The sequence below is a fragment of the Vibrio sp. 2-1-2a genome (assembly GCF_032648565.1).
Taxonomy (GTDB): domain Bacteria; phylum Pseudomonadota; class Gammaproteobacteria; order Enterobacterales; family Vibrionaceae; genus Vibrio; species Vibrio diabolicus.
Genome location: NZ_WBOH01000002.1, coordinates 728762 through 755352, shown reverse-complemented (window position 1 = coordinate 755352; position 26591 = coordinate 728762). Strand labels below are relative to the sequence as shown.

Below are 26591 nucleotides of genomic sequence, written 5' to 3'. Positions count from 1 at the left end.
TTACTGTTTAAGGTATAATTTTGCAGTCGTTGTGACTTTAATCATTTCATCTTGCAGCTCGAACATTTCAGGCTCAACCTCCTCAAGACTGATCCCTGAGCGCAGTGCTTGCTCAAGCGTCGCACAGAGTGATTTCAGCCTAGGCACTCCGCAATATGAGCTACTGCCGTGCAGCTTATGGATGACATGAATTAGGTCATCACGGGAGATATCTTCTTGCTCCAGAGCTTGGTCAACGACTGCTTCTACTTCAGGGATGAACTCAATCAACATGCGCAGCATGTCTTTGGCGAGATCCTCTTTATTCGCGCTCTGTTTTAAGGCAGCTTGCCAATCAATAATCACATCCTGTTGAGGCGAAGAAACGGATTGTGGCGCGCTCCCTTCAGGCTCATCAACGTATGAAGGGGCGACTTTGCCAATGCTCTCTGTACAAGCATTTGGGTTCCAATGAACCAAAACCTGTTGTAGCACATGCTCTTCAATAGGTTTGGTCAAGTAGTCATCCATTCCTGCCGAGAGCAAGCGATCTCTTTCACCCGCCATGGCATGCGCAGTTACCGCAATCACTGGCGTGTCTTTATTTAACTCCAACTTTTTAATGTGCTGACAAGCGGTCACACCATCCATTTGTGGCATTTGGATATCCATGAAGATTAAGTCGTACTTTTTCTCCGTCGCAAGGTTCACCGCTTGCTGGCCATTGCTACAGGCGGTGACGGTTTCTACTCGTTCGCGAAGCAGAGCGGAAATCAGCTTCAAGTTCGCTGGGTTATCATCCACCGCTAACACCGTCAGAGGTAAACGCTCCCCTTCGCTTGGCGTAATTGGAGCACTCAATGTTGGTGGTGATTCGACATGTTCGCTAATCAGGCTTTGTAGCAGTTTACGGCGAGACAACGGCTTCGTCAGGCATTGGACGTGATGCTCTGTCATAATTTGGTCGGCAAGTGCCAGTTCGGTACTCGGCGTCCCTAGGATCACACTCGGAGCCATGCGTTTCGCTTGTTCTATCCAAGGTGTAATGACGTCTGCATCATGCGTTTGATTCGCCGCTAAATTCAGTAATACATAGTCATATTGTTCTTCGTTTTTCGGTAGCGAAGAGCGGTAGGTTACTAAGATACCTTCTTGACTTAGAATCTGTTGGGTTACGGATGCGGCTTGCATGTTTGGTTCAATCAACAGCAACTGTTTGCCCGTTAGAAGCTCCACTTCAATCAGTTCGCTCATTGGCATTTCTGTTGAGTGCAAGCGCACCGTAAACCAGAACGTCGAACCTTGGTGTAGGCGGCTGGTTAAGCTGATCTCGCCACCCATCTGGCTTACCAATTTCTGCGTGATAACCAAACCTAACCCAGTGCCGCCGTAGCGACGTGAAATGCTGGCATCCGCTTGGCTGAACGCTTGGAATAATTGCGCTTGCTGACGTTCAGAAATACCAATACCAGTATCGCGCACCATGAATTGCAGTTCGACGGAGTCCCCAGATTGAGAGCGCATTTCAACACTAACATCAATGTTGCCTCGCTCGGTAAACTTGATGGAGTTACCGACCAAGTTCGTCAAAATTTGCTGGATACGTAGTGGGTCCCCAACTAAACCCGGTGGAATTTTAGGGTCCACTTTTAGGGTGATTTCTAACCCTTTCTCATGTGCACTCGTGGCTTGTAGGTTAATCACTTCTTCTAAACTTTCTCGGAAATCAAACGGAATGTTTTCCAGCGCTAACTTACCCGCCTCAAGTTTCGAGAAGTCGAGAATGTCATTGATGATGTTCAGTAGATTGTTCGCTGACTTCTCAATCGTCTGTAGGTAATCAGTTTGGCTGTTAGAAAGCTGCGTTTTAAGCATTTGACGAGTAAAGCCAATAACCCCATTGAGCGGAGTACGCAGTTCGTGCGACATGTTCGCCAAGAACTCAGATTTAACCCTGGCCGCTTCTTGCGCGCGTTTCTTCGCGATATCTAACTCAACGTTCTGAATCTCTAGCTGCTCAAGCGTTTCACGCAAGTCTGATGTGGCTTGGTCTATACTGTGCTGCATCTCCACGTGATATTCCGATAGCGATACCGCCATGGCGTTAATACCGTTTTTCAGTTGGTCTAACTCACCGTGCATTTTACCTTCGATACGCACGTCTAGGTGACCACGGCGAATGCGGTCAACGACATTCTTCATGTGGGTGATAGGCTGGGTAACATCGTGCATCAGACGTGAAGCAAACACACTTGCCAAGCCAAGACCGAGTATAAGAACTAAAAAAGCAGAGAAAACTTCTTGATACTGTTGCAGCCTTAAAGAGGAGAGATCTAACTCAACGGCAATATAACCAATTGCTTTAGTTCCTTGGCTTTCGTTCGACAACTCCGCTAAATAGTGACCCTCGGATAAAATAGGTACGCGCAATATCAGTGAGTTTTCGTAGATTTCCGAATTGCCCAGTTGCGGGATCGGTTTATCTTTAGGGAACATCAAGGCTTCGAAATTAGGGTGAAAGTTAGATGTCACGAAGAGCTCATGATGTTCATCAAACACCGCGATACTACGAACCAGTTTAGAGTTTTTGCGATGGGCGTAGCTTATCAAGCGACGTACCGCCTCTCGGCTTTCTGATAGTAGATGAGTTTCACTGGCAATTGCTAACGGCTCAATGATGCTGTTACCAGTGGTGATAACTTGTTTCTCAAGGTCTTGGTAGCGATTAAATGAGAAAAAACCGCTCAGTAATAAACCAATGATGAGAGTGGGAGCGAGAGTCAGTGTAATTACACGTGCTCGTAAGCCATATCTGGTCATGTTATCTAATTACATCGGAGTCTGGATATGGGAAAATAACGCATTATTTCTCAAGCGCACGATAAGGCGTTGAGCAAAGAAGTGACGTCACCTAATAAACGGTAAGCATAATCAAGTCACTCGAATCACACAACGGCTGCAATCAAGAATAGTGAAGCCGAAGAGCAATTAGACATAAATCAGGCATAGAGCATGGCACGCATCTTTCAACCGAAAAAGAAAACCCAACTCAATACTCGTCATCAAGCGGTGCAAGTGGAGCGTTTAGATCACCACGGCGCAGGTATTGCTTACCTAAAGAAAAAACCGCTTTTTATTGATGGCGCATTGCCGGGAGAAGAAATCGTCACGCAGTTAGTGGAAGAAAAAAGTAAATTTGCTCGCGGCAAACTGATTAAGATTCTTAAGCCGAGTGACACTCGCGTGGAGCCATTTTGTCCGCATTACCACGAGTGTGGTGGCTGTGACTTGCAACACCTAGATTATGACCAACAATTGACGCACAAACAGCAAACACTGCGTCAGCTGATGCGAAAATTTTCAGGCAATGATATTGAGCTTGATGCGCCATTATTAGGGGATTCACTGGCCTATCGTCGTCGTGCGCGAGTGAGCTTATTTGTCGATAAAAAAACACGTCAATTGCACTTTGGTTTCCGTAAAAAGCAGAGTAAGCAAATCGTGCAAGTGACCGACTGCCCAGTGCTGGCGCCGGAACTGAACGTTCTGCTTCCAGAGATTTATTCAGTACTAAAAGCGTTTAAAAAGCCGGAACAATTGGGCCATGTAGAGCTGGTACTTGGTGATAATGGGCCGTGTATTACGTTGCGTCACTTGAGTGCTCTGACAGCGAGTGAAACTCAATCTCTAACGGAGCTGGCAAAACGTCGTAATGCATCGCTGTACTTAATGCCAGCAACAGATCAGCTAAACCTTGTTGAAGGTGATATGCCTTTTTATCAAGAGGTTGGCGTGAAAATTCCTTTTGCGCCAAATAATTTCATTCAAGTGAACCAAGCCGTAAATCAACAAATGGTCAAGCAAGCGGTTGAGTGGTTAGACCCGCAAAAGAGTGACAGAGTGTTAGATTTGTTCTGCGGCGTAGGCAACTTCAGTTTACCGATTGCGAAGTTAGCTAAGCACGTGGTTGGTGTCGAGGGTGTTGCAGAGATGGTCGAAAAAGCTACAAATAATGCATCCTTGAACCAAATCAATAATGCGCAATTTTATCACGCTAACCTTGAGCAAGACTTTGAAGGGCAGGTCTGGGCGGCAGAACGGTTTGATAAAGTGCTGTTAGACCCAGCACGCGCGGGGGCAAGTGGGATCATCGATCAAGTTTCTGAGCTTGGCGCACAGCGTGTAGTTTATGTTTCTTGTAATCCTGCTACCCTTGCTAGGGACAGCCAAAGCTTGATGGAGCAAGGCTATAAATTAACTAAATTAGGTATGCTGGACATGTTCCCTCATACCAGTCATCTAGAATCGATGGCATTGTTTGAAAAGTCCTAACTTTAGGACTTTGGCCCCTTATTTGTGGTGGGTGGTCATAAAGCCAGCGTTTACGCGCAGGTAAAAGAACTAACCTGGACGGTGTTAGTCAAACCACACGAATATAATAATTAGGATGATGAGATGGTTGCGGTAAGAAGCGCGCATTTAAACCAAGATGAACAGTTTGAACTCGAAAACTGGGTGGCTAGCCTAGGACAAGAGAAAAACACAGCCTCACGCTTAATCGAAGTATATCGAGATTGCCAGACGGTATTAGCCGATAACGAGCAAGCGGAACTGTTGTTGTGGCGTGGACGAGAAATGATCGAAATTTTGATCACCTTGTCTATGGATCAGGCCACCTTAGTGGCTGCACAACTGTTTCCTTTGGTTTCAAGTGGTGCTTTTAACAGAGAAATTCTGGAAGAGAAATACAGCAAAGAAATCATAAAATTAATCGATGGCGTTGAAGAGATGGCGGCTATTGGCCAACTCAATGTCAACATGGAAGGCAGTGCGGCGTCATCTCAGGTAGATAACGTACGCCGCATGCTGCTTGCCATGGTGGATGACTTCCGCTGCGTGGTTATCAAGCTTGCGGAGCGAATTTGTAATCTTATTGAAGTTAAAAAAGCGCCTGATGAGGTTCGACGTGCGGCGGCAAAAGAGTGTGCCAACATCTATGCGCCGCTAGCAAACCGATTAGGCATCGGTCAGCTGAAATGGGAAATTGAAGATTACGCTTTCCGCTACCAACAACCGGAAACTTACAAACAAATTGCCAAGCAGCTTTCTGAGCGACGTATTGTTCGTGAACAGTACATCAAAGACTTTGTTGAAGACCTCTCGCACGAAATGGAAGTGTCAGGTATTAACGCCGAAGTGAGTGGTCGACCTAAGCACATCTACAGCATTTGGCGAAAAATGCAGAAGAAGAGTTTGGCATTCGATGAGCTGTTTGATGTGCGAGCAGTACGTATCATCGCAGACAAACTGCAAGACTGTTACGCGGCTTTGGGCGTAGTTCACACCAAATACAAGCACCTACCGAGCGAGTTTGATGACTACGTTGCTAACCCTAAACCAAACGGTTATCAATCGATCCACACCGTAATTCTAGGGCCAGAAGGCAAAACCATCGAGATCCAGATTCGAACTAAGCAAATGCATGAAGAGTCGGAGCTGGGTGTTGCAGCGCACTGGAAATATAAAGAAGGGGCAAGCAGCCGAAGCGGTTATGATGAGAAGATTACGTGGCTGCGTAAGCTACTGGATTGGCAAGAAGAAATGTCAGATTCTGGCGAAATGCTTGATGAGCTACGTAGCCAAGTCTTTGATGATCGCGTCTATGCCTTTACACCTCGCGGCGATGTTGTCGATTTACCTATGGGGGCAACGCCGCTAGATTTTGCCTACCATATTCACTCCGAAGTGGGACACCGTTGTATCGGCGCCAAAGTCGGAGGCCGCATAGTACCGTTTACTCATAAACTACATATGGGTGATCAGGTTGAAATTATCACTCAGAAAGAGCCTAACCCATCGCGAGACTGGTTAAACCCATCATTAGGCTTTGTTCATTCTGGCCGCGCGCGTGCCAAAATTAACGCCTGGTTCCGAAAGCAAAGCCGTGAGAAGAACCTCGAAGCGGGTCGTGAAATTCTTGAACATGAGTTAGCAAAAATTGGCGCAACGTTAAAAGATGCTGAGCATTACGCTCTCAAACGGTTTAACGTCAAAACACCAGATGAGCTTTACGTTGGTGTTGGGAGCGGTGATTTGCGTATCAACCAAATCATTAACCATATTAATGCGCTCGTTAACAAGCCAACGGCAGAAGAAGAAGACCAGCAAGCACTGGAAAAACTGCAAGAAGCAGAGCACAAATCACCAGCGCAAAGCCGACCGAAAAAAGACGCCGTCGTTGTAGAAGGTGTCGATAATCTAATGACGCACCTAGCGCGTTGCTGTCAGCCGATTCCAGGTGATGATATCTGTGGTTACATCACGCAAGGTCGCGGCATTTCAGTACACCGTAGTGACTGTGAACAGTTAGAAGAACTGCGCCATCATGCGCCAGAGCGTATCATTGATACTGTCTGGGGCAGCGGCTTCGTCGGGTCATACATCCTCACCGTCCGTGTTGAAGCGATGGAGCGAGGTGGTCTACTCAAAGACATTACGACACTGTTCGCCAACGAAAAGATCAAAGTGACCAGTATGAAGAACCGAGTCGATTACAGACGTCAACTTGCCATCATGGACTTTGATCTAGAAGTCACCAATATTGAGGTGCTTTCTCGTGTTTCGAAACGGGTAGAACAAATAAAGGATGTCATGACGGTGAAACGCCTCGGCTAACTTTCACGTCGTACTTGTCACTTTTACTGCGTTAACTGCGTTTTCTTGCTCCATCACATAGGCGAGCTATGCTCAGGAGTCGCGAAAACTTGTTGCCTTGTCAAAGTAACAATTACTTAGTGAAAGCTGCTGAGAAAATATAATGTAGAAGGTGAGTGGTTTTGGCCGCTCACCTTTTTCTTTAATAGAAAGGTTTAAAGGAACAAAAAATGAGTCATCCAATTGAACAATTAGAACAAATCATGGCGAAGTTGCGTGACCCAGAAAAGGGTTGCCCTTGGGACTTAAAACAAACCTTTGACACCATCGTTCCGCACACCATCGAAGAAACTTACGAAGTGGTGGATGCGATTCAAAACCGTGATTGGCCGAACTTGCAAGAAGAGTTGGGTGATTTGTTGTTCCAGGTGATTTTTTATAGCCAATTAGCGAAAGAGCAAGGGTTGTTCGAATTTTCGGATGTTGTCGAAACTGTGAATGAAAAACTGACTCGCCGTCATCCGCATGTTTTTTCAGATGTTGAATTTGAATCGGACGAGGAAATCAACGCCAACTGGGAAGCCGAAAAAGCAAAAGAAAAAGCGCAGGTGGGCAAAGCGGAAGAAAGTATCCTAGACTCAATACCAAACTCTTTGCCTGCACTTTCTCGTGCTACAAAGATACAGAAAAAATGTGCGAAATATGGATTTGACTGGGACTCTCTTGGCCCGGTTGTCGATAAGGTGCGAGAAGAAATTGATGAAGTCATGGAAGAAGCACTACAAGTCCAGCCTGATGAAGAAAAAGTGGAGTTGGAACTCGGCGATTTGCTATTTGCGACCGTCAATTTGGCACGCCATCTTGATAAAAATCCAGAAGTCGCACTAGGTAAAGCAAACTTAAAGTTTGCGAGACGTTTTAAGCAAGTTGAAGGAAAGGTCCAGCAGTCAGGCAAAGCGCTTACAGATTGTTCTTTATCAGAGCTCGACGATTTCTGGGATGAAGTAAAGCGAGAAGAGTCGAGATAGGGGAAATAGGCGGAATATACAATATGAGGCCAGTTTTCCTCTTAACACGAAAACGGACTTTGGTTTGTCTTTGCTCACTTTGATTTGAAGCAAAAAATAAAAAATTACGGTGTGATAGATTTCACGTTGTGGCGGTAAGGAGCTTCTGGTATATTTATCTCCCGTCCAGAAGCACTCCATTTCCCTCATTCAACCAATTTCAGGTTAAACATGACGACAAATTACATTTTTGTTACTGGCGGGGTTGTATCCTCTCTAGGTAAAGGTATTGCAGCAGCATCTCTTGCGGCTATTCTAGAAGCTCGTGGTCTTAAAGTGACTATGATGAAGCTTGACCCTTACATCAACGTTGACCCGGGCACTATGAGCCCTACTCAGCACGGTGAAGTGTTCGTTACAGAAGATGGCGCAGAGACTGACCTTGACCTTGGTCACTACGAGCGTTTCATCCGTACCAAGATGACCAAGCGTAACAACTTCACTGCAGGTCGTGTTTATGCCGACGTACTTCGTAAAGAACGTCGTGGTGACTACCTAGGCGCAACTATTCAAGTTATCCCTCACATCACTAACGCGATCAAAGACCGTGTAATTGCTGGCTCTGAAGGCCATGATGTGGCTATCGTTGAAGTTGGCGGTACCGTTGGTGATATCGAATCACTACCATTTATGGAAGCGATTCGTCAGCTAGCCGTTGAACTAGGCCGTGAGCGCGCAATGTTCATGCACCTAACACTTGTTCCTTACCTAGCGGCAGCGGGCGAAGTGAAAACTAAGCCAACTCAACACTCTGTAAAAGAACTTCTATCTATCGGTATTCAGCCAGATATCCTAGTTTGCCGTAGCGACCGCGTTATTCCAGCGAATGAACGTAAGAAAATCGCACTATTCTGTAATGTTCCAGAAAAAGCAGTAATTTCAATGAAGGACGTAGATTCTATCTACAAGATTCCTCAATTGATCAAGTCTCAAGGTCTAGATGATCTTGTGTGTGCTCGCTTTGGCATCACAGCTCCTGAAGCTGATCTTTCTGAGTGGGAACAGGTTATTTACGAAGAAGCAAATCCTACTGGTGAAGTAACCATCGGTATGGTTGGTAAATACACTGAATTGCCAGATGCATACAAGTCTGTGAACGAAGCGCTTAAACACGCTGGCTTGAAAAACCGTCTAAGTGTCACAATTAAGTATGTAGACTCACAAGATATCGAAACAAAAGGCGTTGAGCTGCTAGAAGGCTTAGACGCGATCCTAGTTCCAGGTGGCTTCGGCGATCGTGGTATTGAAGGCAAGATCCGTGCGGCTCAATATGCACGTGAAAACAATGTGCCTTACCTAGGTATTTGTTTGGGTATGCAAGTTGCACTAATTGAATACGCGCGTAACGTTGCGGGTATGGAAGGTGCACATTCAACAGAATTTAACAAAGAGACTAAGTACCCTGTGGTAGGTTTGATCACAGAGTGGGTAGACGAGTCAGGTAACGTAGAAGAGCGTACTGAAAAGTCTGACCTAGGTGGTACGATGCGTCTTGGTTCACAGCTATGTCACCTAGAGAAAGGGACGAAAGCTCGTGAACTTTACGGTAGCGCGACGATCCATGAACGTCACCGTCACCGTTACGAAGTGAATAATGTGCTTCGTCCGCAAATCGAAAAAGCAGGTCTGAAAGTTTCTGGCCTATCAGCGGACAAGAAGCTAGTGGAAATGATTGAGAACCCAGCTCACCCATGGTTTGTAGCGGCTCAGTTCCACCCAGAATTCACATCGACTCCTCGCGATGGCCACCCATTGTTTGCAGGTTTCGTTAAAGCTGCGGGCCAAAACGCACGCGGCGAATTCGAGAAGTAAAAGGATACGGGCGGCGGCGAAGGTTGTGCTGCTGCCCTTTAAAATTGACATTTATATTTGAAACGAGAGGAAACATTAATGTCTAAGATCGTTAAAGTTCTAGGTCGTGAAATCATCGACTCACGTGGTAACCCAACTGTAGAAGCTGAAGTACACCTAGAAGGCGGTTTCGTAGGTATGGCGGCAGCTCCATCTGGCGCATCTACTGGTTCTCGCGAAGCTCTTGAGCTACGTGACGGTGACAAAGCACGTTTCCTAGGTAAAGGTGTTCTTAAAGCAGTTGAAGCTGTAAACGGCCCAATCGCTGAAGCTCTAGTTGGCAAAGACGCTAAAGACCAAGCTGCAATCGACGCAGTAATGATCGAACTAGACGGCACTGAAAACAAATCTAAATTCGGTGCTAACGCTATCCTAGCTGTTTCTCTAGCAAACGCTAAAGCTGCTGCTGCAGCTAAAGGCATGCCTCTATACGAGCACATCGCTGAACTAAACGGTACAGCTGGTCAGTTCTCTATGCCTCTACCAATGATGAACATCATCAACGGTGGTGAGCACGCAGACAACAACGTTGACATCCAAGAGTTCATGATCCAACCAGTTGGTGCTAAGACTCTTAAAGAAGGTCTACGTATCGGTGCAGAAGTATTCCACAACCTAGCTAAAGTTCTTAAGTCTAAAGGCTACAGCACTGCAGTTGGTGACGAAGGTGGTTTCGCTCCTAACCTTAAATCTAACGCTGAAGCTCTAGAAGTTATCGCAGAAGCTGTTGCAGCTGCTGGTTACGAACTAGGTAAAGACGTTACTCTAGCTATGGACTGTGCAGCATCTGAGTTCTTCGACAAAGAAGCTGGCATCTACAACATGAAAGGCGAAGGTAAAACTTTCACTTCTGAAGAGTTCAACCACTACCTAGCTGAGCTAGCTAACCAATTCCCAATCGTTTCTATCGAAGACGGTCTAGACGAGTCTGACTGGGATGGCTTCAAGCACCAAACTGAACTACTAGGTGACAAACTTCAACTAGTAGGTGACGATCTATTCGTTACTAACACTAAGATCCTTGCTGAAGGTATCGAGAAAGGCGTAGCTAACTCTATCCTTATCAAGTTCAACCAAATCGGTTCTCTAACTGAGACTCTAGCTGCAATCAAGATGGCTAAAGACGCAGGTTACACAGCTGTAATCTCTCACCGTTCTGGCGAAACTGAAGATGCAACTATTGCTGATCTAGCGGTAGGTACTGCTGCAGGTCAAATCAAAACTGGTTCTATGAGCCGTTCTGACCGTGTTGCTAAGTACAACCAACTAATCCGTATCGAGGAAGCTCTAGGTGAGCGCGCTCCTTTCAACGGTCTTAAAGAAGTTAAAGGTCAAGCTTAATTCTTAGTTGAATAAGTTTAGCTAAATAGCTTTCTAGAAACGCTCCACTTCGGTGGGGCGTTTTTTATTTAAGAGCGATGAGCCGTTCTGGCCGTGTTGCTGCCATACCTAAAGAAAGCAACCCATTTATCTGCATCGAGGAAGCTCTAGGTGAGCACGCTCCTCCATGTTTCAAAGAAGCGGTCTTAAAGAAGCTCAAGCTTAGTTCTTCATTGGATTAACCGCTTAGGTTGAAGCTTTGAAAATACCCTGATTTTGCGGGGGTGTTTTTGTATCTATAGGCTTGTATTTCTTGGTCTTACTTTGGTGAGTGCTAAGAATAGCTTCATATGTCTTTGTTTCATTTTGCTGCTTATTTCTTGTAAGGAGCGTGTGAGTCTCCCTTTCTCCCCTAGAGGCAACCTCGCATTTATGCTATATATGTCACCTTATCTAATTCCTTCCGGTACAGAATGTTAGCAGCGATATGCGAATCTTTGTTATAGCCCTTACGCTACTGTTTGGCTTGCTTCAATACACTCTATGGTTTGGTAAAAACGGAGTGTCTGACTACTACACAGTAAAAGATGAAATTGAAGTTCAGCAACAAGTGAACAGCAAGCTACAAGCTCGCAATAATGAAATGTTTGCTGAGATTGATGACTTAAGGCAAGGTCTTGATGCGATTGAAGAACGTGCGCGTCATGAGCTTGGTTTAGTTAAAGATGGCGAGACTTTCTACCGCATTATAGGTGAGGAAAATCATTAAAATGTTGGATGTGAACTCATCGCATGTCGCAATTGTTCCTGCTGCCGGTGTCGGTAGTCGAATGAAGGCTGACCGCCCTAAGCAATATTTATTGATCGACGGAAAACCGGTGCTGGAACACACTGTAGAAAAGTTGCTGTCGCACCCACGAATTTCGAAAGTGGTTGTCGCCATTACCGAAGGTGACCCTTATTTCCCTGAGTTAACCATCGCGAACCATCCCGATGTAATTCAAGTCGCGGGTGGCAAAGAGCGCGCTGATTCCGTACTTTCAGGGCTAAACTATGTCAATGAACATCTGGAAAGCGAGTGGGTATTGGTCCACGACGCCGCAAGGCCATGTGTATTAACATCCGACATTGACCGCTTGATTGATGTTTGCTGCGCTCACCTAACCGGTGGCATCCTTGCATCTCCTGTGAGAGACACAATGAAGCGAGCAAACGTAGCACAAGATATCGATCATACGGTAGATAGAGAAGCATTGTGGCATGCATTAACTCCACAAATGTTTAAAACTCAACAACTGACTCGAGCACTGGTTGACGCATTAGAACAAGGCGTAGCCATCACGGATGAAGCATCGGCTTTAGAGTGGTTGGGCGAAACGCCTGCTTTAGTCCAGGGTAATGCGAATAACATAAAAATTACTCAGCCAGAAGATCTCGCGTTAGCGGAGTTTTATCTGAGCCGTGAGCGCGGCTAAAAAAGAAAGGATAAAAAATGATTCGAATTGGTCACGGTTTTGACGTGCATAAATTTGGTGGTGAAGGCCCGGTCATTATTGGTGGTGTTGCTATCCCTTACGAGCAGGGCTTAGTAGCCCACTCAGATGGTGATGTTGCACTTCATGCTTTGACTGATGCGCTACTCGGGGCGATTGCTGCGGGTGATATTGGTCGTCACTTCCCGGATACCGACGATAAATGGAAAGGGGCAAATAGCCGCGAATTGTTGAAAGACGTTTATCGTCGTGTCAAAGAGCAAGGCTACCGCCTTGGTAATGCCGATGTCACCATCATGGCACAAGCACCTAAGATGGCACCTCATATTGACGCGATGTGTGCGGCGATTGCGGAAGACCTAGAAACCGATATTAGTAACATTAACGTAAAAGCGACGACGACAGAGCGTCTCGGTTTTACTGGACGCAAAGAAGGCATTGCAACGGAAGCCGTGGTGCTTCTGTTCAAGCAATAATTAACCAACTTGCTCCTTAATGCTGTGTAAACAGCGGAAAAACATCATGTCAGATATTTTATCTTCATTGGCTTATCTAACGGGTAAGCCTGTTGCATCGGCAAAAATCAAAGCGCAACCAGAACATTTTCAGGTTCGTGAGGATTTAGGTTTTGCCTTTACCGGCGAAGGCGAGCACCTAATGGTGCGTATTCGAAAAACTGGAGAAAATACCAGTTTTGTTGCGAATGAGTTGGCGAAAGCTTGTGGCGTAAAGTCGAAAGACGTTAGCTGGGCAGGCCTTAAAGACCGCCATGCGGTGACGGAACAGTGGCTGAGTGTCCATTTACCGAAAGGGGAAACGCCGGATTTCTCGGCATTCCTAGCTCAATATCCGAGTATTGAAATCTTAGCGACTGATCGACACAACAAAAAACTGCGTCCAGGAGACTTAATAGGGAACGAGTTTGTTGTCACTTTGTCTGAAGTGACTGACGTTGAAGATGTAGAGCAACGCCTTGAAAAAGTGAAACAAGTTGGTGTGCCAAACTACTTTGGTAGTCAGCGTTTTGGCAATGATGGCAACAACCTTGAAGAAGCACGTCGATGGGGACGTGAAAACGTTCGTACCCGTAATCAAAATAAGCGCAGCATGTATTTATCAGCGGCGCGTTCGTGGATCTTCAACCGTATCGTTTCTGCTCGTCTAGAAAGTGGCGTGTTTGATAAATTCATCGATGGTGATATTGCACAGACAAGTTCTGGCACTCAGTTGATTGATGCAAGCAATATCGCAGATCTACAAGCACAATTTGCTGCAGGTGAAGTGGCAATTACCGCGGCCCTAGCAGGTGATAATGCGCTTCCAACTCAAGCGGATGCGCTTACTTTAGAACAACCGTTCTTAGATGAAGAGCCTGATCTCATGGCGCTGATTCGTGGTAATCGCATGCGCCATGACCGTCGCGATATTGCGCTGAAGCCAAAAGATTTAGCTTGGACGGTTGAAGGTAACAACATTACGCTGACTTTCTCATTGGATGCGGGATCTTTTGCAACCTCTATCGTTCGTGAGTTAGTTAATGAGGTTGAAGTAGAAAGAGAATACTAATGGAACAGGATTCACTAAACGCGAAGCCCCTAAGAGTCTTAATCAGCAACGACGATGGCGTACATGCGCAAGGGATTCATGCACTTGCTGATGAGTTGCGAGATATCGCTGAAGTGACCATTGTCGCACCTGACCGAAATCGTTCAGGTGCTTCGAACTCACTGACACTAGAGCAACCATTACGCGTAACTGAAATTGCCCCAAATATCTATTCAGTGCAAGGAACGCCTACAGATTGTGTACATTTCGCGCTGAATGAGCTGATGAAAGATGATTTGCCCGATCTTGTTTTATCAGGCATCAACCATGGTGCAAATTTGGGTGATGACGTTCTTTACTCAGGAACAGTAGCTGCAGCAATGGAAGGGCATTTCCTTGGTGTTCAGTCGGTTGCTTTTTCGCTGGTGGGTAAGCGTCATTTCGAATCTGCCGCAAAAATTGCACGTCAAATTGTGCAACAGCATTTAGCGTCTCCGATTCCAACGAATCGGTTATTGAACGTAAACGTGCCTGACTTACCAGCAGAAAACCTGGGCGAAATCGAAGTCACGCGTTTAGGTGCGCGTCATCACGCAGAGAATATGATTAAGCAGAAAGATCCGAGAGGTCATGATATTTATTGGCTAGGGCCTCCAGGAAAAGAGCAAGATGCGGGGGAGGGCACTGACTTTTATGCGATTGAACATGGTCGAGTTTCAATGACGCCTCTGCAAGTTGATCTCACTGCTCATGAGTCGCTGCGTGCAATGGATAGTTGGTTAAAGGAAGAGAAGTAATGAGTAACCCACATGCTGACAGGTTGATAGCGTTTCTTATCTCCAGTGGCATCAAAGACCAAAGAGTTCTGGATGCTATCCAACGCTTACCACGAGAAAGCTTTGTCTCTCAAGCGATGATGCACCAAGCCTACGATAACAATGCGTTACCGATTGGTCAGGGACAAACTATTTCTCAACCTTATATTGTTGCTCGTATGACCGAGTTACTCGAACTAGAGCCAACGAGTCACGTACTGGAAATCGGAACGGGTTCCGGTTATCAAACCGCAGTACTGGCGAAAATTGTTGACCATGTATACTCCGTTGAGCGAATTAAATCGTTGCAATGGGAAGCAAAACGCCGTCTGAAACAATTGGATATCTACAATGTTTCAACCAAGCATGCTGATGGGTGGCAAGGCTGGGAAGCTCGTGGTCCTTTCGATGCCATCATTGTTACTGCAGCTGCAGAAGTGATCCCCCAAGCACTTCTCGCACAATTAAAAGATGGCGGTAAGATGGTGATTCCTGTTGGAGATAAGGAGCAACAGTTACTAAAAATTGAACGTAAGGGAGATGAATATCTCTCTACTGTTGTGGAAATGGTTCGATTTGTACCTCTGGTTGCGGGTGATTTAGCTTAAGGGTTAGGGATAGGTGAGTAAGTTATTACGTCATATTGGTATTAGCTTTGTGTTTGCTGCAGGACTAGTTGGTTGTGCAGCGCATTCTCCTGCACCTGTCTCTAGCTTAAAGAAAGACTATTCAAGCCTTGAAAGAGGAAGTTACAGAGGGAGTTATTATGAGGTAAAAAAAGGCGATACACTTTACTTCATAGCTTATGTCACAGATAAAGATGTAAATGATCTTGTCCGTTACAATGAGTTAACTCAGCCTTACACCATCTACCCTGGACAGAGGCTAAAACTTTGGGCTCCGAAATATGTCGCCCCTAAATATGGCCAAAAAGTTGAACCCGTTGTGGTTCCTGTTGTTACGACGCCACCAGCCCCAGTGACGAAAACATCAACAGCCTCTAAACCGAAAACTTCAAGTAAAAACTCTAGTCAAAAACCTACAGACACTAAGCCTAAAGTCGTACAAAAACAGCCTCCAAAGAAGGTTGAACAATCGAAAACAAAGGAGTATGTTGGTTCAAAAGATAACCAAAAAGTGAAGCAAAAAGCGCCAGTTACCACGGCGAAGAGTGATAAAGTTTCTAAGTGGTTGTGGCCAACAAAAGGGAGAGTAATCAAGAACTTTTCGGCGGGAGAACAGGGAAATAAAGGTATCGACATCGCAGGACAGCGTGGTCAACCTATCGTTTCAACCGCAGCCGGCACCGTTGTTTATTCAGGCAATGCGCTACGAGGTTATGGCAACTTAATTATAGTAAAGCATAACGACAATTATTTAAGCGCCTATGCACATAATGACAAACTGCTGGTATCAGAAGGACAAAGTGTAAAAAGCGGACAGAAAATCGCCACCATGGGTAGTTCAGGTGCAAAATCAGTCAAGCTACACTTTGAAATTCGCTATCAAGGTAAATCGGTGAATCCAAAACGCTATTTGCCTTAAAACTTTGAAAAACAACTTGCGACATCATTTAGCGACATATTGAGTTGTCATGTCTTGCTAACTCGCCAGGGGGAGGCGTTATGAGTATCAGCAACACAGTAACCAAAGTTGAAGAGTTTGCATTTGACAATGCGTCAGTGAAGACCATTGATAACGAACTCGAAAAATCATCATCCACAGAAAGCAAAACGGCGGCACGTGAAGAATTTGACGCGAGCAGTAAAAGCTTAGACGCAACTCAGTTGTATCTAGGTGAAATTGGCTTCTCACCTCTACTTACTGCCGAAGAAGAAGTGCTTTATGCTCGACGAGCTCTGCGTGGCGACGAAGCGGCACGTAAACGTATGATCGAAAGTAACCTACGTTTGGTGGTCAAGATCTCTCGTCGATACAGTAATCGCGGCCTAGCACTACTCGATCTGATTGAAGAAGGTAACCTTGGTTTGATCCGTGCGGTCGAGAAGTTCGATCCAGAGCGTGGTTTCCGCTTCTCTACTTATGCGACCTGGTGGATCCGACAAACGATTGAACGTGCGTTGATGAACCAAACTCGTACGATCCGTCTACCTATTCATGTCGTGAAAGAGCTGAACATTTATCTGCGTACTGCGCGTGAACTTTCTCAGAAGCTCGATCACGAACCTACCGCAGAAGAAATTGCTGCTCAGTTAGATATTCCAGTCGAAGACGTAAGTAAAATGCTACGCCTTAACGAGCGTATTAGCTCTGTCGACACACCAATCGGTGGTGACGGTGAAAAAGCGCTGTTGGATATTATTCCCGACGCAAACAACTCCGATCCAGAAGTCTCGACTCAAGATGACGATATCAAATCATCGCTGATTCATTGGTTAGAAGAGTTGAATCCAAAACAGAAAGAAGTACTTGCACGACGTTTTGGTCTTCTAGGCTATGAGCCTTCGACGCTTGAAGAAGTTGGTCGAGAGATTGGTTTGACACGTGAGCGTGTACGTCAAATCCAAGTAGAAGGTTTACGTCGTCTTCGTGAGGTTTTAATCAAGCAAGGTTTGAATATGGAAAACTTATTTAACGTCGAAGATGATTAAATAATCCGTACTTCAGTAGATATGCAAAAGGCTATGGTTATCCATAGCCTTTTTTCTTTTGTGCTCGCTTAAGTGAATCGATTTAAAGCATCTTCTTCAAACGATACAACTCTTCAAGTGCTTGGCGTGGAGTCAAATCATCAGGATCAATACCAGATAAGGCTTGTTCGATCTCGCTAGGTTCTGGAATTAGACTCAATTGGTTGGCCACATCTACTGCACTTGGACGTGGTGCGTCACTGTTTTGCCCTAGTTGCTCTAGCTGAGATAGTTTGTTACGCGCATTTTTGATGACCGTTTTTGGTACGCCGGCTAAGCCCGCAACAGCTAGGCCGTAAGACTTACTTGCCGCACCTTCTTGAACTGCGTGCATAAAGGCAATGCTGTCACCATGTTCTACGGCATCCAAGTGAACGTTCGCTAAGTTTGGCAGTTGGTTTGGCAACTCTGTCAATTCGAAGTAGTGAGTTGCAAATAGTGTCATCGCACCAATTTGTGTTGCGAGCCATTCCGCACTTGCCCAAGCTAAAGATAGGCCATCGTAAGTACTGGTACCGCGACCGATTTCATCCATTAGCACTAAACTGTTTTTAGTTGCATTGTGCAGAATATTAGCGGTTTCCGTCATTTCTACCATGAAGGTCGAACGACCAGATGCAAGATCATCTGACGCTCCAATACGAGTAAATATACGATCTAAAGAACCAATTTGTGCAGATTCTGCAGGTACATAAGAGCCGATATGTGCCATCAATGCAATCAGCGCAGTTTGACGCATGTAAGTGGATTTACCACCCATGTTTGGACCGGTGATGATTAACATTTTACGTGCTGGGTTAAGCTCTATTGGGTTCGCGATGAACGGTTCTGTTGTTACTTGCTCTACGACTGGGTGACGACCCGCTTGAATGTGAATGCCAGCGTCTTTCACAAGCGTTGGTCGGCAGTAATCCAACGAATCTGCACGCTCTGCTAGGTTTTGTAGTACATCGAGTTGAGACAGAGCAGAAGCTAAATTCTGCAGCTTCTCCAGATTTGGCATCAATAGATCAAACAGTTCTTCCCACAGCTGCTTTTCAAGTGCCAGCGCTTTCGATTTCGAATTAAGTACTTTGTCTTCGTGCTCTTTGAGCTCTGGGATGATATAGCGTTCGGCATTTTTGAGTGTTTGGCGACGCACATAGTGCGGTGGAACCAAATGGCTCTGGCCACGGCTCACTTGAATAAAGAAGCCATGTACGTTGTTGTAGCCGACTTTAAGCGTATCGATGCCGTGTCGTTCACGCTCATCTCGCTCAAGCTGCTCAAGGTATTCTGTTGCACCGTCTGCTAATTTGCGCCATTCATCGAGCTCGGCATTATAGCCTTCTGCGATCACACCACCATCACGAATAACAACTGGCGGATTTTCTTTAATTGCACGCTCTAACAGATCACATACTTCGTCAATCGGAGCTGCGTATTGCGCCAGTTTTGCTAGGTATGGATGGGTCAAAGAAGCGGTTACAGATTCTAGCTCTGGTAGCTGCTGCATGGCATTGCGAAGTCTAGCCATATCGCGAGGGCGAGCAGAGCGCAGTGCAAGGCGTGCTAAGATACGTTCAATATCACCAATTTGTTTTAACGTTGGTTGAAGATCGGCAAACAGCGCTTGTTCTTTAATCTCACCAATCGCATCAAGACGATTGTTTAACGTTTCAATGCAACGCATAGGCTGATGTAACCAACGCTTCAGCATTCGGCTGCCCATCGGCGTCGCACAATGGTCGAGTACCGCAGCGAGTGTGTTATCGGTTCCACCTGCTAGATTTTGAGTAATTTCCAGGTTGCGTCGGGTAGCGGCATCAAGGATGACGGATTGGTCCTGATGATCAAACGTTAAAGAGCGAATATGAGGCAAAGCAGTGCGTTGCGTATCTTTCACATACTGGATCAAACAACCAGCAGCACATAACCCTAAGGACGCATGTTCTACGCCAAAACCAACCAGATCTTTAGTACCAAACTGTTGATTGAGTTGTTGCTTAGCCGTATCAAGCTCAAACTCCCATACTGGGCGACGACGGTTACCGTTGCGGCTTGCCATTAAATGTACAGGTTCAAAATCTTCTGGGAATAGTAGCTCACGTGGTGCGGTACGCTGAAGCTCGGCTGTCATCGCTTCTTCGGTTTCTGGTTCTGTCAGTTGGAAGCGACCAGAAGTGACATCCAGCGTCGCATAACCGAACTTACCGTTGTGATGGTAAATGGCTGCGATTAAGTTATCGACACGCTCAGAAAGCAGTGCTTCATCCGTCACAGTACCTGGTGTCACGATACGTACAACTTTACGTTCTACCGGACCTTTGCTGGTGGCTGGATCGCCAATTTGTTCGCAGATTGCGACTGATTCACCAAGCTGAACAAGTTTTGCTAGATAGCCTTCTACTGCGTGAAATGGCACTCCCGCCATAGGAATAGGCTCTCCAGCTGACGAACCGCGCTTAGTTAGCGAAATATCAAGCAGTTGGGACGCTCGCTTTGCATCATCGTAAAAGAGTTCGTAGAAATCGCCCATGCGGTAGAACAGCAAAATCTCAGGGTTCTCAGCTTTTAGCTTGAGGTATTGCTGCATCATCGGAGTGTGTTTTTGTTCAGCTTTCACAGGTAAGTTCTTTTGTTTATTTCCGTAGCGGCTTAGGATACGTGAATCCCTATCAAGTAAAAAGAGACAAAGGGCATTTTGGCTATGGAAAAAACAACAAAATTGAGCGCAGATTTAGGCGCATTATTGGCAAAGCATGGTCATGTTTTAACGACGGCAGAATCGTGCACGGGTGGCGGTGTTGCGACCGCTATTACTGATATTGCAGGCAGCTCAGGTTGGTTAGATAGAGCTTTTGTCACTTACAGCAACGAAGCCAAAATGGAAATGCTGGGTGTGAGAGTGGAAACCTTAGAGGAACATGGTGCCGTGAGTGAGCCTGTTGTGCTTGAAATGGTGCAAGGTGCGCTTCAACACTCGAATGCCACTATTGGGGTTTCCATCAGTGGTGTTGCTGGACCGGGGGGAGGCACTGATGAAAAGCCGGTTGGAACCGTCTGCTTTGCTTTTGCGGATAAGCACGACTGGCTCTTTGTTGAGACCATGCATTTTTCTGGTGACAGGGCGGAAGTTCGTCAACAAGCGGTGATGCATGCATTGACTCGATTGCATCAACATTTAATTTAGAATTTCTTACACCGTCTTAGCCCAGAATTGATAAGGGCTAGAGCAAATCCTTAGAAGCAGTGAACTAAATTTTTTCTATACAGGTATAGACACTGTATGAATCAACAGTATAATAACTTTCATTGCTGAGCAGGTTAGCTGCTTAAGAAAAATGAATTACTATTCGTCGCCCAAAGAAGATGAATAAATCGGAGAAAGTAATGGACGAGAACAAACAGAAAGCGCTCGCCGCTGCGCTAGGTCAAATTGAAAAGCAATTCGGTAAAGGCTCTATCATGCGCCTTGGTGATAACCGCGCAATGGACGTAGAAACGATTTCAACAGGCTCTCTTTCTCTTGATATCGCTTTGGGTGCTGGTGGCCTGCCAATGGGGCGTATCGTAGAAGTCTACGGTCCAGAATCTTCAGGTAAAACAACACTAACGCTTGAGCTTATCGCTGCTGCGCAACGTGAAGGTAAAACTTGTGCGTTTATTGATGCAGAGCACGCTTTGGACCCTGTCTACGCGAAGAAACTTGGTGTTGATATCGATGCGCTCTTGGTTTCTCAGCCAGACACTGGTGAGCAAGCACTGGAGATTTGTGATGCACTAGCTCGCTCTGGCGCTATCGACGTAATGGTTGTTGACTCAGTTGCGGCGCTAACACCAAAAGCAGAAATTGAAGGCGAAATGGGCGACAGCCACATGGGTCTTCAGGCTCGTATGCTTTCTCAAGCGATGCGTAAGCTAACTGGTAACCTAAAACAGTCTAACTGTATGTGTATCTTCATCAACCAAATCCGTATGAAGATTGGTGTGATGTTCGGTAACCCAGAAACGACCACGGGTGGTAACGCACTTAAATTCTACGCTTCTGTTCGTCTTGATATTCGTCGTACTGGCGCAATCAAAGAAGGTGACGAAGTCGTTGGTAACGAAACGCGCATCAAAGTGGTTAAGAACAAGATTGCTGCACCGTTTAAAGAAGCCAATACGCAAATCATGTACGGTCAAGGCTTTAACCGCGAAGGTGAGCTGGTAGATCTAGGCGTGAAGCACAAGCTGGTTGAAAAGGCTGGTGCTTGGTACAGCTATCAAGGCGATAAGATTGGTCAAGGTAAAGCGAACGCGTGCAACTACCTACGTGAGCATCCTGAAGTGGCTAAAACCATCGATACTAAATTGCGTGAAATGTTGTTAGCGCCAGCCCTTGCGGAAGCTCCTGAAGCAGGCGAGGCGCCTGAGCAAGCTGAAGAGTTTTAATCCCTTCACAGATTAAAAAGTGATAAAGCCCTGCAATGCGGGGCTTTGTTGTATCTATTGACATCAAAAATCGAATCATCACAAAGGCCATTGAGAGTCTGTACAGCAAAAATACCTTTAGGATCACCATGTACCAAAAGCGCCAGACACCAACATTATCGAGCAAAGAGGCGGCTATCCAACTGCTTAGCCGTCGCGATCATGGTCAGTATGAGCTGTACCAAAAACTGTCGATGAAAGGCTATGAAGCATCTGACATCGAAATCGCGATTAATTTTTGCTTAGACCATAACTATTTAGATGATTTACGTTATGCGAAGAGCCAAATTCGGCAGCATGTATACAAAGGACATGGAGAGCGTCGAATTCGCCAAGAGTTAAACCAGAAACGTGTTGCGGAATCGGTGATTGAGCAAGCCATGGCTGAAGAACCGCAAGACTGGTTTGAACTTGCTAAGCAGGCGGCAGAAAAGAAATTCAAAGGCGTCAAAGCCAAGGACCAAAAAGAATACGCAAAACAAGTCCGTTTTCTACAATACCGAGGCTACAGTTTCGACCAAATTAGCTATGCGCTTGCCTTTGAAGACCAAGATTAGCGTTGATCCAATTGCGCTGATTTTTGTTTTGCTTCAAATTTTTTCTTCTGCTCCCTCTTTTCCTCAAGAAAACTAGTCTCAGCTGTTTGCATGATCTACAATACGGCAAAATTCTAACTCGACTATTTTCAGGAAGAGCTGCATGTACATGAGCACTGACGAGGTTCGTAACGCGTTCCTCAAGTTCTTTGAAAGCAAAGGACACCAAATCGTAGAAAGTTCATCGTTAGTTCCACATAACGACCCAACCCTGCTGTTCACAAACGCAGGTATGAACCAATTTAAAGATTGTTTCTTAGGCTTGGAAAAACGAGCCTATACTCGAGCGACTACGGCTCAACGTTGTGTACGTGCTGGTGGTAAACACAACGACCTGGAAAATGTTGGCTTTACCGCTCGTCACCACACATTCTTTGAAATGCTAGGCAACTTCAGCTTTGGCGACTATTTCAAAGAAGATGCGATTTCATTTGCTTGGGAATTCCTAACCGAAGTTCTTAAACTGCCTGCGGATCGTCTATTGGTAACCGTTTACGAAACCGACGACGAAGCATTCGACATCTGGAACAAAAAAGTTGGCGTGCCTGCTGATCGTATCGTGCGCATTGGTGACAAAGAAGGTGGCAAGCCTTACGAGTCTGATAACTTCTGGCAAATGGGCGACACTGGTCCTTGTGGTCCATGTACTGAAATCTTCTACGATCACGGTGAACACATCTGGGGTGGTCGTCCTGGCACGCCTGAAGAAGATGGTGACCGTTTCATCGAGATCTGGAACAACGTATTCATGCAGTTCAACCGTCACGCAGACGGCACTATGGAACCGCTACCAAAACCATCGGTAGATACTGGTATGGGTATCGAGCGTATCTCTGCAATCATGCAAGGCGTTCACTCAAACTACGAAATCGATGTATTCCAAACTCTTATCAAAGCAGCGGCTGAAGTCATTGGTTATGAAGATCTATCGAACCAATCGCTACGCGTTATTGCTGACCACATCCGTTCATGTTCATTCTTGATTGTTGATGGTGTGATGCCTTCAAACGAAGGTCGTGGTTACGTACTACGTCGTATCATTCGTCGTGCCGTACGTCATGGTAACAAGCTAGGTGCACAAGGTGCATTCTTCTATAAGCTTGTTGGCGTATTAGCAGAAGTAATGGGTACAGCAGGCGAAGAGCTGAAGCGTCAACAAGCAGTGGTTGAAAAAGTGCTGCGTATCGAAGAAGAAAACTTCGGTCGTACACTTGAGCGCGGTATGGTAATTCTTAACGAAGCATTAGATAACCTAGATGGCAAAGTGCTAGACGGCGAAACGGTATTCAAGCTTTACGATACTTACGGCTTCCCAGCAGACCTCACTAACGACGTTGCACGTGAGCGTGAGTTCGCGATCGACGAAGAGGGTTTCGAAAAAGCGATGGAAGAGCAGCGTCAACGTGCGCGTGAAGCTGGTCAATTCGGTACAGATTATAACGCAGCAATCAAAGTTGATACGCAAACAGAATTCTGTGGTTACACAGGTACTAAAGGTTCTAGTTCAGTCGCTGCGATGTTTGTTGAAGGCAACGAAGTAGATTCACTATCTGCAGGCGATAAAGCCATCATCGTGCTTGGTGAAACGCCATTCTACGCAGAGTCAGGCGGTCAGTGTGGTGACGCGGGTGAAATCCGTACTGAGTCTGGTGTATTCCGCGTTGAAGACACTCAAAAACTCGGTAACGCAATCGCACACCACGGTGTAATGGCAGAAGGCGTGCTAGCGAAAGGTGACGAAGTGGCAACTATCGTTGACGCAGAGCGTCGCGCAGCTATCTCTCTTAACCACTCAGCGACGCACTTGCTACACGCAGCACTACGCCAAGTTCTTGGTGAGCACGTAACGCAGAAAGGCTCACTAGTGAAAGCTGACAGCCTACGTTTCGACTTCTCACACCTAGAGGCAGTAACTGCAGCAGAACTGAAAGAAGTTGAGCGTCTAGTAAACGCACAAATTCGTCGTAACCACACGATTGAAACCAATGTGATGGATATTGAGTCTGCTAAGAAGAAAGGCGCAATGGCATTGTTTGGTGAGAAGTACGATGACGAAGTTCGCGTGTTGTCTATGGGTGACTTCTCTACTGAGCTTTGTGGTGGTATTCACGCATCAAGCACGGGTGATATTGGTCTATTCAAAATCACATCAGAAAGCGGTATTGCAGCTGGTATTCGTCGTATTGAAGCGGTAACAGGCGAGGCGGCATTAGACGCTATTGAAGCTCAAAACGCGAAGTACGAAGAAAAACTGGCGGAATCGGCTCAAAAAGCCAAAGCACTAGAAAAAGAAGTGCAGAAGCTAAAAGATAAGATGGCGGCCGCAGAAAGCGCTAACATCATGGGCAAAGCGGTTGAAGTAAATGGCACAAAAGTTCTAGTTGCGGCCCTTGACGGTGCTGATAGCAAGAACCTACGTACCATGGTTGATGACATCAAGAATCAAATGGGCTCTGGTGTTGTACTGCTTGCAAACGTAACGGGTGACAAGGTTGGCTTGATTGCTGGTGTGACTAAAGATCTCACTGGTAAAGTAAAAGCAGGTGATCTGGTTAAAATGGTTGCAGAGCAAGTCGGTGGTAAGGGCGGTGGTCGTCCAGACATGGCTCAAGCCGGTGGTACTGATGTTTCAGCACTACCAGAGGCAATCAAAACAGTTCAGCCTTGGCTAGAAGAGCGTTTATAAGCTCTTAACTAATAAAATTACGCTCAATCAAGTTTCTTTGATTGAGCGTAATTTTTTTTAGCAACCAAGTGGTTTAATTGACCAAAAGTTAACCGAGTCATTTAAGCTGCTTGGTTTTTGTTGTAACTACTGCTTATATAATTTTTCTCAAAGGAAATATTTAAGATGTAAGCAGTTCTAAAGAGACTTCGGTCTTGGGAAGGTGAAGACTGGTGAAAAAGCCCCTTATCGTGCAAAAGTTTGGCGGAACCTCTGTGGGTTCAATTGAAAGAATCCACCAAGTCGCTGAACACATCATTAAGGCGAAAAATGATGGCAATCAAGTTGTTGTTGTCGTGTCTGCAATGTCAGGCGAAACAAACAGACTGATGGATCTCGCTAAACAGATAGATAGCGTACCTACAGCTCGAGAACTTGATGTTTTGCTCTCTGCTGGTGAGCAAGTGTCAATGGCACTGTTAGCCATGACTTTGAATAAAATGGGTCATGCTGCGCGCTCGCTTACCGGAGCACAGGCGAATATTGTGACGGATAATCAACACAATGACGCAACGATTAAACACATTGATACCACGACAATTATGGGATTGCTTGAGCAAGACCAAATCGTGATTGTTGCGGGATTTCAAGGTGTGAATGAGAACGGGGATATCACCACATTAGGTCGAGGTGGCTCAGATACGAGCGCTGTGGCACTGGCGGGCGCATTGCGCGCTGACGAGTGTCAAATCTTTACCGACGTTGATGGTATTTATACTTGTGACCCACGTGTAGTGAAAAATGCGCGCAAATTGGCGGTTATCGATTTTCCTTCAATGGAAGCGATGGCAAGCCGAGGCGCAAAAGTATTACATTTACCTTCAGTGCAATTTGCATGGAAGAATAATGTGCCACTACGCGTGCTTTCGACATTTGATGTTAATGAAGGCAGTTTGGTAAAGGGGGAGTCAGGCCATCAAGCCGTCTCTGGTATAGCCATTCAACGTGACCTTGCCATTATTGAAGTCGATAAAGAACATTTATCTAGTGCTACAAAACAATGTCAGATGTTGGGTATAGACATTTGGAATGTGATCGAGGAAGCAGAACGGGCAGGTATCATGATAAAACAAGATGCATGTGCCAAGTTCGATCTGGTGTTCAGCGACAAAATCCGTAATAGTGAAGTGGTAAGCCTGTTGACCGCAGTGGGGCTTGAGGCCAATGGAATGGTAGAGCACGCATGCGATTTGTTGGCAAAGCGAGATATTGAGATCAATTTCAGCGCAACGAATGCACTCACTATGATGCTAGTTTTAGCACCCGAATGTGTGGATACAGCAGCAAACATTCTGCATGATGCTTACATTACGTCTAGTGAAGCATTAAACATTCAACAAAAACATGCCTTTTTAGGCTGATTTTCGCTAACAAGGTAGTTTACGAAAATATAACTTTTGTTGGATAATAGCTTTGTAGCAAGAAAATTTAGAGATTACT

Annotated in this window: 20 protein-coding genes; 18 read left to right on the top strand and 2 right to left on the bottom strand. The window is 45.7% G+C overall.

The genetic code is table 11. From position 1 onward, the window contains the following. Entirely contained in the window at positions 1–2799 is a 2799-nt protein-coding gene (gene barA, locus F7Y48_RS08065; RefSeq protein ID WP_258505923.1) for a two-component sensor histidine kinase BarA, read from the bottom strand. A gap of 192 nt (positions 2800–2991) precedes the next feature. Between barA and rlmD the strand changes: the two genes are divergently transcribed. The 13 genes from rlmD (at position 2992) to rpoS (ending at position 17336) form a co-directional block, all read left to right on the top strand. Continuing rightward, positions 2992–4311: a 23S rRNA (uracil(1939)-C(5))-methyltransferase RlmD gene (gene rlmD / locus F7Y48_RS08060; RefSeq protein WP_316683253.1), complete on the top strand. Its 1320-nt coding sequence runs from the start codon at positions 2992–2994 to the stop codon at positions 4309–4311. Positions 4312–4434: 123 nt separating this feature from the next. Further along, entirely contained in the window at positions 4435–6654 is a 2220-nt protein-coding gene (relA, locus tag F7Y48_RS08055; RefSeq protein ID WP_258505944.1) for a GTP diphosphokinase, read from the top strand. A gap of 209 nt (positions 6655–6863) precedes the next feature. Further along, positions 6864–7661: a nucleoside triphosphate pyrophosphohydrolase gene (gene mazG, locus F7Y48_RS08050; protein ID WP_258505953.1), complete on the top strand. Its 798-nt coding sequence runs from the start codon at positions 6864–6866 to the stop codon at positions 7659–7661. A gap of 210 nt (positions 7662–7871) precedes the next feature. Next, complete coding sequence (locus tag F7Y48_RS08045) at positions 7872–9512, top strand: CTP synthase (protein WP_005393892.1); 1641 nt, start codon at positions 7872–7874, stop codon at positions 9510–9512. A gap of 78 nt (positions 9513–9590) precedes the next feature. Beyond that, complete coding sequence (gene eno / locus F7Y48_RS08040) at positions 9591–10892, top strand: phosphopyruvate hydratase (protein WP_005383785.1); 1302 nt, start codon at positions 9591–9593, stop codon at positions 10890–10892. 466 nt (positions 10893–11358) lie between these two features. Then, the gene (gene ftsB, locus F7Y48_RS08035; protein WP_005380907.1) at positions 11359–11640 is read left to right on the top strand and encodes a cell division protein FtsB; all 282 of its coding nucleotides are present in this window, start codon (positions 11359–11361) and stop codon (positions 11638–11640) included. A gap of 1 nt (position 11641) precedes the next feature. Beyond that, complete coding sequence (ispD, locus tag F7Y48_RS08030; RefSeq protein WP_258505955.1) at positions 11642–12346, top strand: 2-C-methyl-D-erythritol 4-phosphate cytidylyltransferase; 705 nt, start codon at positions 11642–11644, stop codon at positions 12344–12346. Positions 12347–12363: 17 nt separating this feature from the next. Then, a complete protein-coding gene (ispF, locus tag F7Y48_RS08025) occupies positions 12364–12840 on the top strand; it encodes a 2-C-methyl-D-erythritol 2,4-cyclodiphosphate synthase (RefSeq protein WP_005393886.1) in 477 nt (158 codons plus the stop codon). 46 nt (positions 12841–12886) lie between these two features. Continuing rightward, positions 12887–13930 carry a tRNA pseudouridine(13) synthase TruD gene (gene truD / locus F7Y48_RS08020; protein WP_258505965.1) on the top strand — a complete coding sequence of 348 codons (1044 nt, stop codon included), beginning with the start codon at positions 12887–12889 and terminating at the stop codon, positions 13928–13930. Then, the gene (surE, locus tag F7Y48_RS08015; RefSeq protein ID WP_005393882.1) at positions 13930–14706 is read left to right on the top strand and encodes a 5'/3'-nucleotidase SurE; all 777 of its coding nucleotides are present in this window, start codon (positions 13930–13932) and stop codon (positions 14704–14706) included. Before truD ends, surE begins: the two co-directional genes overlap by 1 nt. Next, the gene (locus F7Y48_RS08010) at positions 14706–15332 is read left to right on the top strand and encodes a protein-L-isoaspartate(D-aspartate) O-methyltransferase (RefSeq protein ID WP_005393881.1); all 627 of its coding nucleotides are present in this window, start codon (positions 14706–14708) and stop codon (positions 15330–15332) included. The genes surE and F7Y48_RS08010 overlap by 1 nt, the downstream gene beginning before the upstream one ends. A 13-nt stretch (positions 15333–15345) precedes the next feature. Further along, complete coding sequence (locus tag F7Y48_RS08005; protein ID WP_065646114.1) at positions 15346–16269, top strand: peptidoglycan DD-metalloendopeptidase family protein; 924 nt, start codon at positions 15346–15348, stop codon at positions 16267–16269. 80 nt (positions 16270–16349) lie between these two features. Continuing rightward, positions 16350–17336: an RNA polymerase sigma factor RpoS gene (gene rpoS, locus F7Y48_RS08000; RefSeq protein ID WP_005393877.1), complete on the top strand. Its 987-nt coding sequence runs from the start codon at positions 16350–16352 to the stop codon at positions 17334–17336. Between the two features lie 82 nt (positions 17337–17418). Here rpoS and mutS read toward each other — a convergent pair whose 3' ends face one another. Beyond that, entirely contained in the window at positions 17419–19980 is a 2562-nt protein-coding gene (gene mutS / locus F7Y48_RS07995) for a DNA mismatch repair protein MutS (RefSeq protein ID WP_006743294.1), read from the bottom strand. An 84-nt stretch (positions 19981–20064) separates the two neighbouring features. Between mutS and pncC the strand changes: the two genes are divergently transcribed. The 5 genes from pncC (at position 20065) to F7Y48_RS07970 (ending at position 26512) form a co-directional block, all read left to right on the top strand. Next, positions 20065–20547, top strand: coding sequence for a nicotinamide-nucleotide amidase (pncC, locus tag F7Y48_RS07990; RefSeq protein ID WP_046875089.1), 483 nt, complete (start codon positions 20065–20067; stop codon positions 20545–20547). Between the two features lie 200 nt (positions 20548–20747). Beyond that, positions 20748–21791 carry a recombinase RecA gene (gene recA, locus F7Y48_RS07985; protein WP_005393872.1) on the top strand — a complete coding sequence of 348 codons (1044 nt, stop codon included), beginning with the start codon at positions 20748–20750 and terminating at the stop codon, positions 21789–21791. Between the two features lie 128 nt (positions 21792–21919). Continuing rightward, positions 21920–22387 (top strand): recombination regulator RecX, encoded by a 468-nt coding sequence (gene recX / locus F7Y48_RS07980; protein ID WP_005393871.1) that lies wholly within the window; start codon positions 21920–21922, stop codon positions 22385–22387. Positions 22388–22529: 142 nt separating this feature from the next. Then, positions 22530–25112 (top strand): alanine--tRNA ligase, encoded by a 2583-nt coding sequence (alaS, locus tag F7Y48_RS07975; protein ID WP_053809192.1) that lies wholly within the window; start codon positions 22530–22532, stop codon positions 25110–25112. 212 nt (positions 25113–25324) lie between these two features. After that, positions 25325–26512: an aspartate kinase gene (locus F7Y48_RS07970; protein WP_316683239.1), complete on the top strand. Its 1188-nt coding sequence runs from the start codon at positions 25325–25327 to the stop codon at positions 26510–26512. Positions 26513–26591 lie beyond the last annotated feature (79 nt).

Coding starts and splice junctions, on each gene's coding strand:
- F7Y48_RS08045 (WP_005393892.1), top strand. CDS start 7,872: ATGACGACAAATTACATTTTTGTTACTGGCGGGGTTGTATCCTCTCTA.
- eno (WP_005383785.1), top strand. CDS start 9,591: ATGTCTAAGATCGTTAAAGTTCTAGGTCGTGAAATCATCGACTCACGT.
- surE (WP_005393882.1), top strand. CDS start 13,930: ATGGAACAGGATTCACTAAACGCGAAGCCCCTAAGAGTCTTAATCAGC.
- relA (WP_258505944.1), top strand. CDS start 4,435: ATGGTTGCGGTAAGAAGCGCGCATTTAAACCAAGATGAACAGTTTGAA.
- ispF (WP_005393886.1), top strand. CDS start 12,364: ATGATTCGAATTGGTCACGGTTTTGACGTGCATAAATTTGGTGGTGAA.
- ftsB (WP_005380907.1), top strand. CDS start 11,359: ATGCGAATCTTTGTTATAGCCCTTACGCTACTGTTTGGCTTGCTTCAA.
- alaS (WP_053809192.1), top strand. CDS start 22,530: ATGTACATGAGCACTGACGAGGTTCGTAACGCGTTCCTCAAGTTCTTT.
- ispD (WP_258505955.1), top strand. CDS start 11,642: ATGTTGGATGTGAACTCATCGCATGTCGCAATTGTTCCTGCTGCCGGT.
- F7Y48_RS08010 (WP_005393881.1), top strand. CDS start 14,706: ATGAGTAACCCACATGCTGACAGGTTGATAGCGTTTCTTATCTCCAGT.
- barA (WP_258505923.1), bottom strand. CDS start 2,799: ATGACCAGATATGGCTTACGAGCACGTGTAATTACACTGACTCTCGCT.
- rlmD (WP_316683253.1), top strand. CDS start 2,992: ATGGCACGCATCTTTCAACCGAAAAAGAAAACCCAACTCAATACTCGT.
- recA (WP_005393872.1), top strand. CDS start 20,748: ATGGACGAGAACAAACAGAAAGCGCTCGCCGCTGCGCTAGGTCAAATT.
- rpoS (WP_005393877.1), top strand. CDS start 16,350: ATGAGTATCAGCAACACAGTAACCAAAGTTGAAGAGTTTGCATTTGAC.
- pncC (WP_046875089.1), top strand. CDS start 20,065: ATGGAAAAAACAACAAAATTGAGCGCAGATTTAGGCGCATTATTGGCA.
- mazG (WP_258505953.1), top strand. CDS start 6,864: ATGAGTCATCCAATTGAACAATTAGAACAAATCATGGCGAAGTTGCGT.
- truD (WP_258505965.1), top strand. CDS start 12,887: ATGTCAGATATTTTATCTTCATTGGCTTATCTAACGGGTAAGCCTGTT.
- recX (WP_005393871.1), top strand. CDS start 21,920: ATGTACCAAAAGCGCCAGACACCAACATTATCGAGCAAAGAGGCGGCT.